This window comes from Streptomyces adustus, assembly GCF_009377175.1.
In the GTDB taxonomy this organism is placed as follows: domain Bacteria; phylum Actinomycetota; class Actinomycetes; order Streptomycetales; family Streptomycetaceae; genus Streptomyces; species Streptomyces adustus.
This window is the reverse complement of sequence record NZ_VJZD01000248.1, coordinates 1-13,635: the sequence shown is the minus strand read 5'-3', so window position 1 is coordinate 13,635 and position 13,635 is coordinate 1. Positions and strand designations below refer to the sequence as shown.

The following is a 13,635-nucleotide window of genomic DNA, read 5'->3' as shown; positions in this document are numbered from 1 at the left end:
GGCTACGGGGACGGAGGGGACAACTGCCCTGTCGCGCGGCCCTGTTCAGACGGGGTCTCGTCCTGGAGCGGGGTCGTCGGACGGGAGTGCGCCCAGTGCGGACCCAGGTCGTCCAGGGTCCAGCCGAACGGGTAGGTGCGCGCCCTGGGCGTGCGCGGGAACCGCTCCGGCCGCCCGGGCAGCAGCCTGATCAGCACGGCCCGGACGCGCAGCGCGCGGTGGACGGCGGCCCGTAACCAGCGTGGTTCCGGCTCGAAGCCGAGTGCCTCCAGCAGCGGTTCGTCCAGGACGGCGAGGGCGGTCCGGGAGGCCAGGCGCCGGGCCGGGGCCGGGTACCAGGCGGCCATGATCCGCAGTGTGGCCGCGGCGACCCTGCGGTTGGCGGGGTCGTACGCGAACATCTCGCGCTCGTAGTCGTCGTGCATTCGTTCGAACGCGGCGTAGGTGTCGGGCACGCCGGAGATGCCCATCAGCTCGCCCATCCGCCGGCCCACCAGCGCCAGGCTCTCGGTCTCCTGCTCGCACAGGCGCCGCCAGCCGTACCGGTCGATCCACCGCTTCGGCCCGACCACCGTGGTGGCCAGGACGTAGCGGAAGTCCTCGTCGGCGATCCGGTAACGGCCGTGGATGCGGTTCAGGTGGCGGGCGGCCGCCCGGCCGTGCTCGGAGTCCATCCCCGCGCGGACCATCTCGTACGTGATCAGCACCGTGTCGTCGTACCGCTTCTGACCGGCGCGTTCGAACTCCTGGGTGTGGTCCAGGAGCCGGGAGATGCGCGGGACGCCGTAGTCGCGCAGGAAGGCGATCGACGTCCCGTGGAGATAGTCGCGGGGGAACTCGTAATGGATGATCCACCGGTAGATCCGCTCGAAGTCCTGCTGCGGATCCAGCCGCCGGATGCGGCGGAGCCGGCTGTAGCGGCCCATGGGCGCCTCCAGTGAGTCGATGATACTGAAACTATTGAGTTGTTTCATCGAGCGTCAATACTCCGGACGCAATGGAGGCGCGGAGCGACGGGCGAGTGGGCCGGCTCACCTTTTCGCCCTTGCTCGGGGCGGGGATGTGGCTGCAATGTCACACCGGACTTCAGGCCAAAGAGGACATTTCGGCGGTCGAGGGTGAGGTGAAAAGCCTGGTCGGACGCTTGGTAATGCCGACGTAAAAATACGCAATATCCGATTGCGTCGCCTTGGGGGTCTTTTGACCGAAACTTGGCTTCTTGGGATGGTTGTGGCGTCCAAGGACATTGCCCGAGCGGGACCAGTGCGATCTCCGCCGCGGCAATGTGTGCGCGCCGGTCGGGTGCGCATCCTCACGAGTCGAGTTGCGGAGCACCCACCCATGCCGCTGAACACCCTGCCCGCCACCCAGGGACTGCACCTCGTCGGCGCGTTCGACACCATGCCGGGCGAAGTCGCCGCGCACGAACCGGCAGTCGGGGCCGTGGCCGTCGTCGGCCTCGGTTACGTCGGGCTGCCGACCGCGCTCGGCCTGCTGGCCGCGGGCACCGAGGTGATCGGCCTCGATGTGAGCGCCGATCGGCTCGCCGACATCCGCAGCGGCGAAGTCGACCTGCTGCCCAGCGACCTGGAGCGACTGGAGCGCTTCAACGGTGATCCGCGCTTCACCCTCACCGACGACCCGGCCGCGCTCGCCGGCGCCCGGACCGTGCTGGTGTGCGTGCCGACCCCGGTGGACCGGCATCTCGCCCCCGACCTGCGGGCGCTGACCGCCGCGGCGGCGACCGTGGTCGAGCACGCCGTCCCCGGCCAGCTGCTGATGCTGACCTCGACCACCTATGTCGGCACCACCCGCGACCTGCTGACCGAACCGCTGACCGAGCGCGGCTTCACCGTTGGCGAGGACATCTTCGTGGCCTTCTCGCCGGAGCGGATCGACCCCGGCAACGCCAAGCACACCCAGGACACCACCCCGCGCGTGGTCGGCGGCGCCGGCGCCGAGACCATGGACCGGGCCGTGGCCGTGCTCTCGCGCACCGCCTCCTCGGTGTACGCGCTGCCCTCGCCCGAGGCGGCCGAGATGACCAAGCTGTGGGAGAACACCTTCCGCGCGGTCAACATCGCCCTGGCCAACGAGTTCGCCGACAACTGCCGCGTCCTGGGCCTGGACCCGATCCCGGTGATCGAGGCCGCCGCGACCAAGCCGTTCGGCTTCATGCCCTTCTACCCCGGCCCGGGCGTCGGCGGGCACTGCATCCCCTGCGACCCGCACTACCTGCTCTGGCAGCTGCGCGCCGAGCGCGTCACCTCGCCGCTGGTCGAGGCCGCGATGAACGGCATCGCCGGCCGCCCCCACCACGTGGTGCGCCGGGTGCGCGAGGCACTGGGCGAGCGCGGCAGGCCGCTGACCGGCGCCCGGATCCTGATCGTCGGCATGGCCTACAAGCCCGGCGTCGAGGACCTGCGGGAATCGCCCGCGCTGGAGATCTTCGAGGAGCTCGTCCACGAGGGCGCCCAGGTCCGCTTCACCGACTCGATGGTGCGCGCCGCCCGGGTGGCCGGCGGGATCCAGGAGAGCCTGATCGCCCCGCAGGACCACGAGTGGGACCTGGTGCTGGTGCACACCGTGCACCCGAACGCCGACCTGGCCTGGCTGAGCGACCGCGACGGCGTCCTGGACGCGACCTACCGACTGGACGGAGTCGAGGGCAAGGAGACCCTGTGACCGACCGGCAGGTGCCGGAGGCCGCGGACGCGACTCCCGAGGAGTCCCGGGCAGCGATGCCCGGGACACCGGGGGGCGGCATACCGGGGCAGGCGACTCCGGCCGAATCCCCTGACACGACCGCCGAACGGCAGACCCAACCGGCCTTCCGCAAGTTCGTCGCCTCCTGCGGACTGATCCTGCCGAACCCGCACCCCAAGGCGACCGTGCCGCTGCCGCCGGTCCGTTCGTCCGCCGTGTGGGGCCGGCCACCGGGCCGGCTCACCCGCTGGACCAACGGGATGCAGACCGACGTGCGCTTCGCGGTGCGGCGGGTGCTGGCCATGTTCTGCCTGCTGCCGCTGGGACTGATCCTGGCCCGCGAGTTCCCGATGATCCCGGATCGGCCGCTGGTCATCGGCTACGGCATCACGGTGCTGGTGGGCACCATCGCCATGTTGCAGATCGCGTACAGCCGCTACGACGACCCGGCGGAACGCACCCTGCGCAAGCGCCCGAAGGACCTCGCCGACTTCCCGTCGCTGCCGCCCGTGCCGAAGGTGACCTTCCTGCTCGCGGTCAAGGACGAGGCCGAGTACATCGAACGGTGCGTCCGCTCGATGGTGGCCAGCGACTACCCGAACCTGGAGGTCCTCGTGATCGACGACCTCTCCGAGGACGGGACCCGGGAGATCCTGGAGGAGCTGGCGGAAGAGCTCGACATCACCCTGCTCAAGCTGGAGAAGAACCTCGGCAAGAAGCACGCGCTCGTCAAGGGCGCGAGCATCGCCACCGGTGATGTGCTGGCGTTCACCGACTCCGACTGCATCCTGGCGCCCGACGCGCTGCGCCGCTGTGTGCAGGCCCTGGTCGACCACCCCGAACTGGGTGCGGTCAGCGGTCACTGCCGGGCGCTCAACGTGGACGAGACGCTGTTCACCAGGGCTCAGGACGTCTGGTACGAGGGGCAGTTCCGGGTGGCCAAGGCCGCCGAGTCCACCTTCGGATCGGTCACCTGCGTCTCCGGTCCGCTGGCGGTGTTCCGCCGCGACGCGGTGTACAACTACTTCCCGGCGTGGGCCGGCGACCGCTTCCTGGGCGCCCCCTTCCGGTTCGCGACCGACCGTCAGCTCACCGGCTACGTGCTGGGACAGCTGTGGGTCGGCAAGAAGCTGAAGAAGCAGTACGCCGACTCCCCGTTCGTCACCGCGCAGGACTACCCCGAGCGCAAGTGGCGCATCGGCTACGTCCGGTCGGCCAAGGTGTGGACCAACGTGCCCGAGCACTTCAGGCCGTTCATGAAGCAGCAGATCCGCTGGAAGAAGAGCTTCATCCGCAACACCTGCTTCACCGGCACCTTCATGTGGCGGCGCGGGGTCGGTCCGGCGTGCCTGTACTACGGCCATGTGCTGTGGGTGCTGGCCGCGCCGTTCATGGCGGTACGGCACATGGTCTGGGCGCCGATGCAGGGCGGCATCTTCGTGAGCGTGCTGTACCTGAGCGGAGTGGTGCTCAAGGGCAGCATCTGGGGTCTGGCGTTCAAGATCGAGAACCCTGGTGACACCCGCTGGCGTTACCGCCCGCTGATGAGTCTGCTGTCGGCCCTGCTGCTGTCCTGGTTGTTGCCGTACTCCCTCGCGACCATCCGTCGCGGTGTCTGGTCGAGGACTCGGTGATGAAGGAATTTCTTCGGCGCAGATCAGTCCGGGTGATCACTGATGTGCTGGCCATCGCGGTGGTGAGCTGCATCTATCTGATCGTTCTGTCGCGAGGGAGCGCGCTCTCATGGTTCTGAAGCGCAAACGGCGCCAACCTGTCGACTCCGTCGTGCACGACCACGGCTTCGGTCCGGAACCCTGTTTCCGCATCGGCTACGCCGAGACGTCCGGCAACGACCGCAGCCGGGGCCGCCGTCACGGCTGGGGCCGGGGCGGCACCCAGTGGCCCGTCCGCATCCTGCTCGGCGCACTCACCCTCTCCGTGGTGGTGGCGTCCGGCGCCGCGGGCATCGAGCGCTATCTCTACCTGAAGTACGTCGCCCCGCAGGCACCACTGGTCCGGGCGAAGATCTCGTCCGCGGACATCCGGTCCTGGGAGGAACAGGGCCGAGGGCTGCCGTTCCGCGCTCCGCCCGTGGTGCTGACGTTCCACGACGTCAACAAGAACAACACGAGCCCCTACGCGCTCACCCCGGAGGCGTTCGACGCCCAGCTGACCGCGCTGGAGAAGGCCGGCTACCGCACCCTGACCGCGAAGCAGTTCAACCACTACATGAACGGCGGCGCGATACCGCGGCGTTCGGTGCTGATCACCTTCGACGACGGCACCGGCGGACTGTGGAAGTACGCCGACCGCATCCTGGCCAAGCACCGGATGCACGGCACGATCTTCGCGATCACCGGGTCGATGGACAAGCACCGCCCCTACTACCTGACCTGGCGCGAGATCGAGCGGATGTACAAGTCGGGCCGCTGGGACTTCCAGAGCCACACGCGTGCCATGCACGGCCGTGAGCCGGTGGACGCCGTGGGGACCGAGGGCGCGGCGCTGGCGAACCGCCTCTGGCTGCCGGCCGAGCACCGGCGGGAGACCGAGGCCGAGTACCAGGCCCGGGTGCGCCACGACCTCCAGGGCTCCATCGACGACATCGTCAACCACGGCATGCCGGCCCCCCGGATGTTCGCCGTCCCCTTCTCCGCCGGACCGGATCAGGAGAACATCGGCTCCCAGGACATCCAGGAGCTGAAGGCACTACAGGGCCAGCGACTGCTCAACGGGTTCTTTCCCCTCGTCATGACGGACCACTCCAGCATTCCGCTCACCGCCAGCCGGCGGGCGGCGGCGGCGGGGACCGTGCAGCGCGTGGAGGTCTTCGCCAAGACCACTCCCGACGAGATGCTGAGCAACGTCGCACGGATGGTCCAGGTCGCGCCCGACATGGACCGGCCGCTGTACGACGTGGAGAACTGGGAAGGACGCCAGAGCCACACCGGGTTCGACGTCTTCCTGGGCGAGCCCGCACCGCCGGGCGCGCCCCGGTACGCCAAGGCCGACTACCGGCCGAAGAGCAGCGTGGACTGGACGGACTACCGCACCACCGCGATCATCGGGCGGCTGGGCAACGGCACCAACCAGGCGGCCCTGGGTGTGCGGACCAACAGCGTGGAGCCGGTGACCGTGGTCGTCACCCAGAACCGGGCGGTCCTGCTGGTCGACGGTTACGAGGTGGCTTCGCGGGCGCTGGACAAGGCGTCCGAGCACACCGTGACCATCGAGGTCCGACGCCAGGCCACCGCGGTCGTCATCGACGGCCGCGTGAAGATGAACCACACCTCGGACCGCGAGGCCGCCACTCTCTCCGGCGGTATCACCATCCGTTCCGGTATCAACCACGAAGGCGACCAGTGGCCGGCCTTCCAGGCACTCACCATCTCGCCGCGTGACGCCACCAAGAACCTCGGCTGAGTCGACGGCCGTCCGCCGTCGCGACACGCAATGACGCGAATCATCCGCACAGAGGGAAGAGTCCAGTGACCATACATGCCAGCCGCGGTCCCATCGTGACGAGGCGCCTTGCCGTGCTCGGGGCGCTGGCTGCCGCCGGTGCCCTCGTCCTGACCGGTTGCGGCGGCGGGAGCGACAAGAGCGCTCCCCGGACGGACACGGAGCGGGAAGCGCTGCACGACATGCTGCCGGACGCGGTGAAGAAGTCCGGTGTCATCACGGTCGGCTCCGAGATGGCCTACCCGCCGATGGAGTTCGTCCGGAACGGCAAGCCGGCCGGGATCGACCCCGACCTGGCCGCCGCACTGGGCAACGAGCTGGGAGTGAGGTTCCAGTTCGACAACGGCACGTTCGACACCCTGCTCGGCGCTCAGCAGAGCAAGCGCTACGACGTCGTGATGTCCGCGCTGAGCGACACCAGTGACCGCCAGGAGGGGATCGAGCCCGCCTCCGGGATGAGGACGGGTGAGGGGGTCGACTTCGTCGACTACCTCGTCTCGGGCTCCTCGATCCTGGTGCGGAAGGGCAACCCGGACCACATCGAGACGCTGGCGAACCTGTGCGGCAAGAACGTGGCCGTGCAGAGCGGCAGTACCACGTACGACCTGCTCCAGGGCCAGGCGTGCGACGATCCGATGAAGATCGAGACCGTGGCGAGCTACAGCGACGCGCAGGACCATCTCAAGGCCGGCGACGTGGCCGCCGCCGTCGCCGACTTCCCGGTGTCCGCGTACGCGGCGAAGACCTCGGGCGGCGGCGAGGACTTCGAGCTGGCCGGCGAGCAGATCGATCCCGGCCCCTACGGCATCGCGGTGCTGAAGTCGAACACCGAGCTGCGGGACGCGCTCAGGGCGGCGCTGAACGCCACCATCCAGAACGGCACCTACGAGAAGGTCCTGACCAAGTGGAACGTCACCGACGGTGCGATGAGCGAGGGCGCGATCAACGGCGGCTCGTGAGACAGCCGTGGCTGCGCCGGCCGGCCGGGAGCGGCGTCCCGGCCGGGGAGACCCGGTCGGGATGCCGCTTGCCGGGCCTCTAGAAGAAGCCCAGCTTCTTCGGCGAGTACGACACCAGCAGGTTCTTGGTCTGCTGGTAGTGCTCCAGCATCATCTTGTGGGTCTCACGGCCGATCCCGGACTGCTTGTAGCCGCCGAAGGCGGCGTGCGCGGGGTAGGCGTGGTAGCAGTTCGTCCACACCCGGCCCGCCTGGATCGCCCGGCCCGCGCGGTACGCCGTGTTGATGTCGCGCGTCCACACACCGGCCCCGAGACCGTACAGCGTGTCGTTGGCGATCTTGATGGCGTCGTCGAAGTCGTCGAACGAGGCCACCGACACCACCGGACCGAAGATCTCCTCCTGGAAGATCCGCATCCGGTTGTCGCCCTCGAAGATCGTCGGACGGACGTAGTAGCCCCCCTTCAGGTCACCGTCGTAGTCGGCGCGCTCGCCGCCGGTGAGGATCTTGGCGCCCTCCTGCCGGCCGATGTCGATGTACGACAGGATCTTGGTGAGCTGGTCGTTGGACGCCTGGGCGCCGATCATCGTGTCGGTGTCCAGCGGGTGACCGGGCTTGATCGACTCGGTGCGGGCGACGGCCGCCTCCAGGAAGTCGCCGTAGTTGCCGCGCTGGATCAGCCCACGGGACGGACAAGTGCACACCTCGCCCTGGTTCAGCGCGAACATGGTGAAGCCTTCGAGCGCCTTGTCCCGAAGCTCGTCGTCCTTGTCCCACACGTCGTCGAAGAAGATGTTGGGCGACTTGCCGCCGAGCTCCAGGGTGACCGGCTTGAGGTTCTCCGAGGCGTACTGCATGATCAGCCGCCCCGTCGAGGTCTCCCCGGTGAAGGCGATCTTCGCCACCCGCGGGCTCGACGCGAGCGGCTTGCCCGCCTCCTCGCCGAAGCCGTTGACGATGTTCACCACACCCGGCGGCAGCAGGTCGGCGACCAGGCTCATCCAGTAGTGGATGGAGACCGGGGTCTGTTCCGCGGGCTTGAGAACGACCGCGTTGCCTGCCGCAAGGGCGGGGGCGAGCTTCCAGGTGGCCATCAGGATGGGGAAGTTCCACGGGATGATCTGCGCGACCACGCCGAGCGGCTCGTGGAAGTGGTACGCCACCGTGTCGTCGTCGACCTCGCTCAGCGCCCCCTCCTGGGCGCGGATCGCGCCCGCGAAGTACCGGAAGTGGTCGATGGCCAGCGGGATGTCCGCCGCCAGCGTCTCCCGGACCGGCTTGCCGTTCTCCCAGCTCTCGGCGACCGCCAGCTGCTCCAGGTTCGCCTCCATCCGGTCGGCGATCTTCAGCAGGACGTCGGAGCGCTCCGTCGCCGACAGCCGGCCCCAGCCCGGCGCGGCCGCGTGCGCCGCGTCGAGCGCCCGTTCCACGTCCTCCGCCGTGCCCCGCGCGACCTCGGTGAACGGCTCACCGTTCACCGGGCTCGGGTTGTCGAAGTACTGTCCTCGGGCCGGCGGCACATACGCGCCGCCGATGAAGTGGTCGTAGCGCGACTGGTAGGAGACGATCGCGCCTTCGGTGCCCGGCGCCGCGTAACGAGTCATGCCGGTCGGCCTCCTTCACTTGCACTGCCCGCCGTTGGGCAGCTTCCGGCGCGAGGCTAGGCGTGCGGACGTTGCGAGCACGTTGCGTCCTTGTCGTACGGCCCTCGCTCAGCGCCCCGACGGCCGTGCGGGCGCCGCCAGTTCGGCCTCCAGCGCGGACAGCCGGGCCCGCACCGCCGCCGTCGGACGTACCGCGGCGAGCGCCCGCCAGACGTCGAGATCCTCCTCGCCCCACGGCGCGTGCGCCCAGTCCGCCAGCAGATCGGGATCGCTGCGGGCGATCAGCGCCGCCCGCAGGCCGTCGGCGAGGCGCCGGCGCAGCCGCACCACCGCCGGGGCCATCGACCCGGGCAGCAGCGGTCCGGTGTACGCCGCCACGGCCGCCGTGATCGCACCGGTCTCCAGCCGTCGTTCGACGGCGTCGACATCGGACTCCACCGGGACGGTCAGCCGGTAGGGGCGCGAGGCCAGCAGCCCGGGGCCCAGGAAGCCGCGCAGCCTGGCCAGTTCGGCGCGCAACGTCACCGGTGTCACCGCCTCGCTCTCGTACAGCGCGCACAGCAGCTCGTCGCCGGTCAGCCCCTCCGGGTGCCGGGCCAGCAGCACCAGGATCTCGCTGTGCCTGCGGCTCAGCCGCACCTTGCGGCCGCCGGCGAACAGCCGTGCCTCGTCGTGCCCCAGCGCGGTCAGTTCGGCGGTGTCCTCGGCCGGTTGCTCGGCGGTGAGCAGCGCCAGCTGGGACTCGGCGGCGCGCGCGACGGCCTGGACGAACCCGAGGCTGTGCGGATGCGCGAGCCCGTCCCCGCCGGTGATGTCCACGGCACCGAGCAGCTTTCCCGTGCGCGGATCGTGCACCGGGGCCGCCGCGCAGGTCCAGGGCTGCGCCCGGCGGCTGAAGTGCTCGGCGGAGAAGACCTGCACCGGCCGGTCCACGGCGACGGCCGTGCCCGGCGCGTTCGTCCCGACCGCCGTCTCCGCCCAACGGGCACCCGGGACGAAGTTCATCCGTCCGGCCTGCCGCCGGGTCGCCGGGTCGCCCTCGACCCACAGCAGCCTGCCCTGCGCGTCGCACACCGCCAGCAGATGCCTGCCGTCGGCGGCGAACGTGCCCATCAGTTCGCGGAACAGCGGCATCACCCGGGCCAGCGGATGCTCGGCACGGTAGGCGCCGAGTTCACCGTCCATGAGCTCCACGCTCGCGGTGCCGTCGGGCCCGACCCCGGCCCGCGCCGAACGGCGCCAGGAGTCCGCCACCACGGCACGCACCGGCCGTCCCACCGTGCCCGCCTCGGTGAACGTGTCGTGCGCGCGGCGCAGCAGCTCCGCGCGCGCGACGGGGTCGGCCCCCGGTTCCAGGGCAACCCAGGGATCGGTCAACTCGGCCTCCCGGAGACATGCGGTGCACACAGTGCGGCTGAGGACATCGTCACTCCGGGTGTGCACGCCGACAACCGTTTCGACGCCGGCGACCCGGGGGACGCGGCTCCGGCACGCCCACGGGACGGGCCGCCCGGTCGGTCAGGCGAAGTTGACGAGCCTGATGTAGCGGGTCCAGTCCCAGTTCGGGCCGGGGTCGGTGTGGTCCGAACCCGGTACCTCGTGGTGCCCGATGATGTGGGCGCGGTCCTTGGGGATGCCGTACGCGGTGCAGACCGCGGCCGTGAGCCGGGCCGACGCCTCGTACAGGGCGTTCGTGAAGGAGGCGGGCCGGTCCACCCAGCCCTCGTGCTCGATGCCGATGCTGCGGGTGTTGTACTCCCAGTTGCCCGCGTGCCAGGCCACGTCGTGCTCACGGACGCACTGGGCCACGTGCCCGTCGGCGGATCGGACGACGTAGTGCGCGGACACCTGCTTGGCCGGGTTCCGGAAGATGTCGAGGGCGTCGAGGTAGGTCTCCTGGGTGACATGGATGATCACGCGGTCGAGGGGATAGGACGTGGGACGGTTCGACGCCGTGTAGTTGGCGATGCTCGCCGGCTGCCACTCGGCGAGCGGGTAGTCGACCGCCTGGGCCCGCGCACCGGCCCGGGTGGCGGGAAGCAGGGTGTAGGGGACGGCGGCGAGGGCGGCTCCCTGGAGCAGCCTCCGCCTGCTGGGCAGTGGTCTTGCCCGTTCCATGCTGTGTCGCCTTTCGGTGGGGGGAAGGGCCGACGGCGAAGCCGCGGCGTCGTCAGAGCCGGAGGCCCGACGCGCTCTCCCGCAGCCGCGCGTGCAACCCGCGGTGAGTCTCGCGCCTCGGCAGCCATTCCTTGCGGAGCTTGGCCACACACGTGTAGTTGGTGTCGCAAACGTTGGCCAACGGTGATTCGACGGCCTGGGTCGCGAACTGGTACGCGTCCAGCTCGCCGAATCCGTAGTCCCGCACCAGCCACTGCACCAGGTCGAGCTGGGAGATCCGGAACGCGTCCTCCAGCGGGCGGGCGGAGCCGGTCGAGATGATGTGCGTGTCCGACTCGATGCGTGGCCACGGCGTGGCGATCCCCTTGAGCAACTCGACGATCACCACGGTGTTCATGGCGCACTCCACCGCGACCCCGCAGGTCTCCCCCTCGCCCTGCCGGGCGTGCCCGTCGCCCAGACTGAGCAGGGCGCCCTCGACGTTCACCCCTAGGTAGCAGGTGACGCCCGCGCGCATCTCGGGCGTGTCCATGTTCCCGCCGTGGGCGTCGGGCACCAGGGCCGAACGCACCTCCAGGTTGGCGGGGGCGACACCCACGGTGCCGTGCATGGGGTCGAGGGGCAGTTCGATCTCGATATCGCTGTCGTGCGCACGGAACAACGCGGTCCCGCGGGTCCGGTCGAGCGGCCAGATCCAGACGGTCTCCGGCAACGGTGGTTGCAGCGTGGCCGTGGTGTGCGTCGAGGTCAGCGCGCCGAACAACGGGACCGTCGTCGAGGCCGCCCAGTCCCGGACCGGCTCGATCGACACGAAGTGCACCGCGACCGTGTCCCCCGGTTCGGCGCCCTCCACATGGAAGGGGCCGGTCTGCGGATTGAGGAACGGGAACTCGCACACCTCGGACACCAGGTCCTTCTCGGACCGCACCCGTCCGGCGAAGCAGTCCTCCGTGTAGAGGTCGAGGACCGTCCCGGGCGCGATCCGGGCCACCGGCGGGGCGCCGCCGAACGTCCAGGCGTACGCGTCCGGTTCGGGCCGTACGGTCAGGATGCGGGGGTCGCTCATCGCTGCACTGCTCCGTTCTGCGCCGGGGTGGCGGGCTCGGTCTCGTCGAGATGGACACGCGCGGTCTCGGATATGCGCTCGGGATGGCGCCGCACGAGCACCAGCAGCACCACGGCCCCGGCCGCCATCCACCCGCCGACGACGGGACCCGCGTACGACACCGGGGCGGTCAGCGGGGTCACGAAGTCGAAGACCGGCAGTCCCGCCGCGGTCAGCAGGGCCGGTACGAACGCGGCGATGCCCAGCAGCGGGAACAACAGGTGCCGCACCGGCTTCAGCGCCGGGCGCCCGCGGCGCAGGAAGTAGCCCGCGCAGGCGAGGTTCACCACGATGTACACCCCGATCACGACCGTGACGATCACCGTGGCCAGCAGCAGGAACGCCGTCACCGGGTCATAGGCGAATCCCAGGCCCAGTACGGCGCCGACCGCCACGACGGCCTGCACGGCGACACCGGCCACGGGGGAGCGGTGCCGGGGGTGCAGCGTGGCGAGCACCCGGGGAAGCACACGGATGCGGGCCAGGGCGAACGCCGTGCGGGTGGAGACGTTGGCGCACGCGTTGGCGTTGGCGATCGTGGAGTTGACCACGGCGAGGAACACCAGGACCCAGAAGAGGCCGAACGACGCTCTCGCCACCCCCTCCCAGGACGCGGCACCGGAGGCCCCGAACTCCCCGAACCGGTCGGGGCCGAAGTACACCGTCATGGCGTACGTCGTGACCACGTAGAACACCCCGATCGCCAGGGCCGCGCCGAGCACCGCGCGGTGCATCGTGCGGCGTGGGTCCCGGGTCTCCTCGGCCAGGGGAGCCGCTGCCTCGAACCCGGCGAAGGCCAGCACCGTGTAGACCGAACCGGCGAACACCCCGCCCACACCGCCGTAGCCGTCGGCCGTGTGGGACGTGCCGAACACCGACAGGGTGTTGTCGGCGCCGGCCTTGCCGATCAGCCAGGCGGCGAACACCACGAAGACCAGGACCTCGAAGACGCCGAGCACCGTGCCGAAGCGGGCCGAGGCGCGTACCCCCAGGTATCCGGTCACCGTGATGACGGCGGCGCCCGCCAGCGACCACGGCCACCACAGGTCGGCCGGATACGAGGACCACTCCTGGTGCAGTGTGCCCGCCGTGGTGAAGCCGAGCTGGAGCAGCAGCAACGGCGGGACCAAGGCCTCCACGAACACGTAGCCCCAGCCGACCAGGAAACCGACGGCCGGGCGCAGGCCCTGCGCCGCGTAGGTGGCCACCGAGCCCGCGGCCGGCAACTCCCGGGCCAGCTCCGCCACACAGGAGGCGGTGAACAGACAGGCCACCAGCGCGACCAGGACGGACAACGGCAGGCTGCCGCCCGCGAAGGCCGCTCCCGACGGAATGGACGCGGCGACCGCGGCGGCCGGGGCCATGGCGGTGACGCTCTGGAAGAGGACCTCGCGCAGGCCGACGGCGTCGCGCCGCAGGCCGACAGCGGCTGGTGGCTGAGCTGACGATTCCCCCGACATGTGTGCATCCCCCGTCCACCCGACAGAGCGCCGTCGTCTCGACGCGACGGCTGCGCCTCACGTGAATCACGGTACGGCGCCCACGGGTCGGGCAGAAGAGCCCGACGGGCTTCCGTGGACGGCGGCGACGTTGTGGACAACTCGGCCACACGAACGGGTGAGTTCGCCGACCGGAACGCGTGGGGCTCGACCGCGGGCCGGGGCTCGGCCGGGGGCGTGGGG

Annotated in this window: 10 protein-coding genes; 4 read left to right on the top strand and 6 right to left on the bottom strand. The window is 70.3% G+C overall.

Annotated features, from left to right (window positions below):
* Nucleotides 1–2: 2 nt before the first annotated feature.
* A complete protein-coding gene (locus FNH09_RS37810) occupies nucleotides 3–926 on the bottom strand; it encodes an oxygenase MpaB family protein (protein ID WP_152894398.1) in 924 nt (307 codons plus the stop codon).
* A 415-nt stretch (nucleotides 927–1,341) separates the two neighbouring features.
* Between FNH09_RS37810 and FNH09_RS37805 the strand changes: the two genes are divergently transcribed.
* The 4 genes from FNH09_RS37805 (at nucleotide 1,342) to FNH09_RS37790 (ending at nucleotide 7,127) form a co-directional block, all read left to right on the top strand.
* Nucleotides 1,342–2,685: a nucleotide sugar dehydrogenase gene (locus FNH09_RS37805; protein ID WP_338017812.1), complete on the top strand. Its 1,344-nt coding sequence runs from the start codon at nucleotides 1,342–1,344 to the stop codon at nucleotides 2,683–2,685.
* On the top strand, nucleotides 2,682–4,340 hold the full coding sequence (locus FNH09_RS37800) for a glycosyltransferase family 2 protein (protein ID WP_338017811.1): 1,659 nt from the start codon (nucleotides 2,682–2,684) through the stop codon (nucleotides 4,338–4,340). The genes FNH09_RS37805 and FNH09_RS37800 overlap by 4 nt, the downstream gene beginning before the upstream one ends.
* A 109-nt stretch (nucleotides 4,341–4,449) precedes the next feature.
* Entirely contained in the window at nucleotides 4,450–6,129 is a 1,680-nt protein-coding gene (locus tag FNH09_RS37795) for a polysaccharide deacetylase family protein (RefSeq protein ID WP_152894397.1), read from the top strand.
* A 95-nt stretch (nucleotides 6,130–6,224) separates the two neighbouring features.
* On the top strand, nucleotides 6,225–7,127 hold the full coding sequence (locus FNH09_RS37790) for an ABC transporter substrate-binding protein (RefSeq protein WP_338017810.1): 903 nt from the start codon (nucleotides 6,225–6,227) through the stop codon (nucleotides 7,125–7,127).
* Between the two features lie 79 nt (nucleotides 7,128–7,206).
* Here the strand turns inward: FNH09_RS37790 and exaC are convergent, their stop codons facing one another.
* The 5 genes from exaC to FNH09_RS37765 all read right to left on the bottom strand — a co-directional run bounded on the left by exaC (nucleotide 7,207) and on the right by FNH09_RS37765 (nucleotide 13,413).
* Nucleotides 7,207–8,730 carry an acetaldehyde dehydrogenase ExaC gene (gene exaC, locus FNH09_RS37785; protein ID WP_152894395.1) on the bottom strand — a complete coding sequence of 508 codons (1,524 nt, stop codon included), beginning with the start codon at nucleotides 8,728–8,730 and terminating at the stop codon, nucleotides 7,207–7,209.
* A 108-nt stretch (nucleotides 8,731–8,838) separates the two neighbouring features.
* The gene (locus FNH09_RS37780) at nucleotides 8,839–10,107 is read right to left on the bottom strand and encodes a helix-turn-helix domain-containing protein (RefSeq protein ID WP_152894394.1); all 1,269 of its coding nucleotides are present in this window, start codon (nucleotides 10,105–10,107) and stop codon (nucleotides 8,839–8,841) included.
* Nucleotides 10,108–10,248: 141 nt separating this feature from the next.
* Nucleotides 10,249–10,848, bottom strand: a complete 600-nt coding sequence (locus FNH09_RS37775; protein WP_152894393.1) for an N-acetylmuramoyl-L-alanine amidase — start codon at nucleotides 10,846–10,848, stop codon at nucleotides 10,249–10,251.
* A gap of 52 nt (nucleotides 10,849–10,900) precedes the next feature.
* Nucleotides 10,901–11,914, bottom strand: a complete 1,014-nt coding sequence (locus tag FNH09_RS37770; RefSeq protein ID WP_152894392.1) for an acetamidase/formamidase family protein — start codon at nucleotides 11,912–11,914, stop codon at nucleotides 10,901–10,903.
* Nucleotides 11,911–13,413: an APC family permease gene (locus tag FNH09_RS37765; protein ID WP_152894391.1), complete on the bottom strand. Its 1,503-nt coding sequence runs from the start codon at nucleotides 13,411–13,413 to the stop codon at nucleotides 11,911–11,913. The genes FNH09_RS37770 and FNH09_RS37765 overlap by 4 nt, the downstream gene beginning before the upstream one ends.
* Nucleotides 13,414–13,635: the final 222 nt, after the last annotated feature.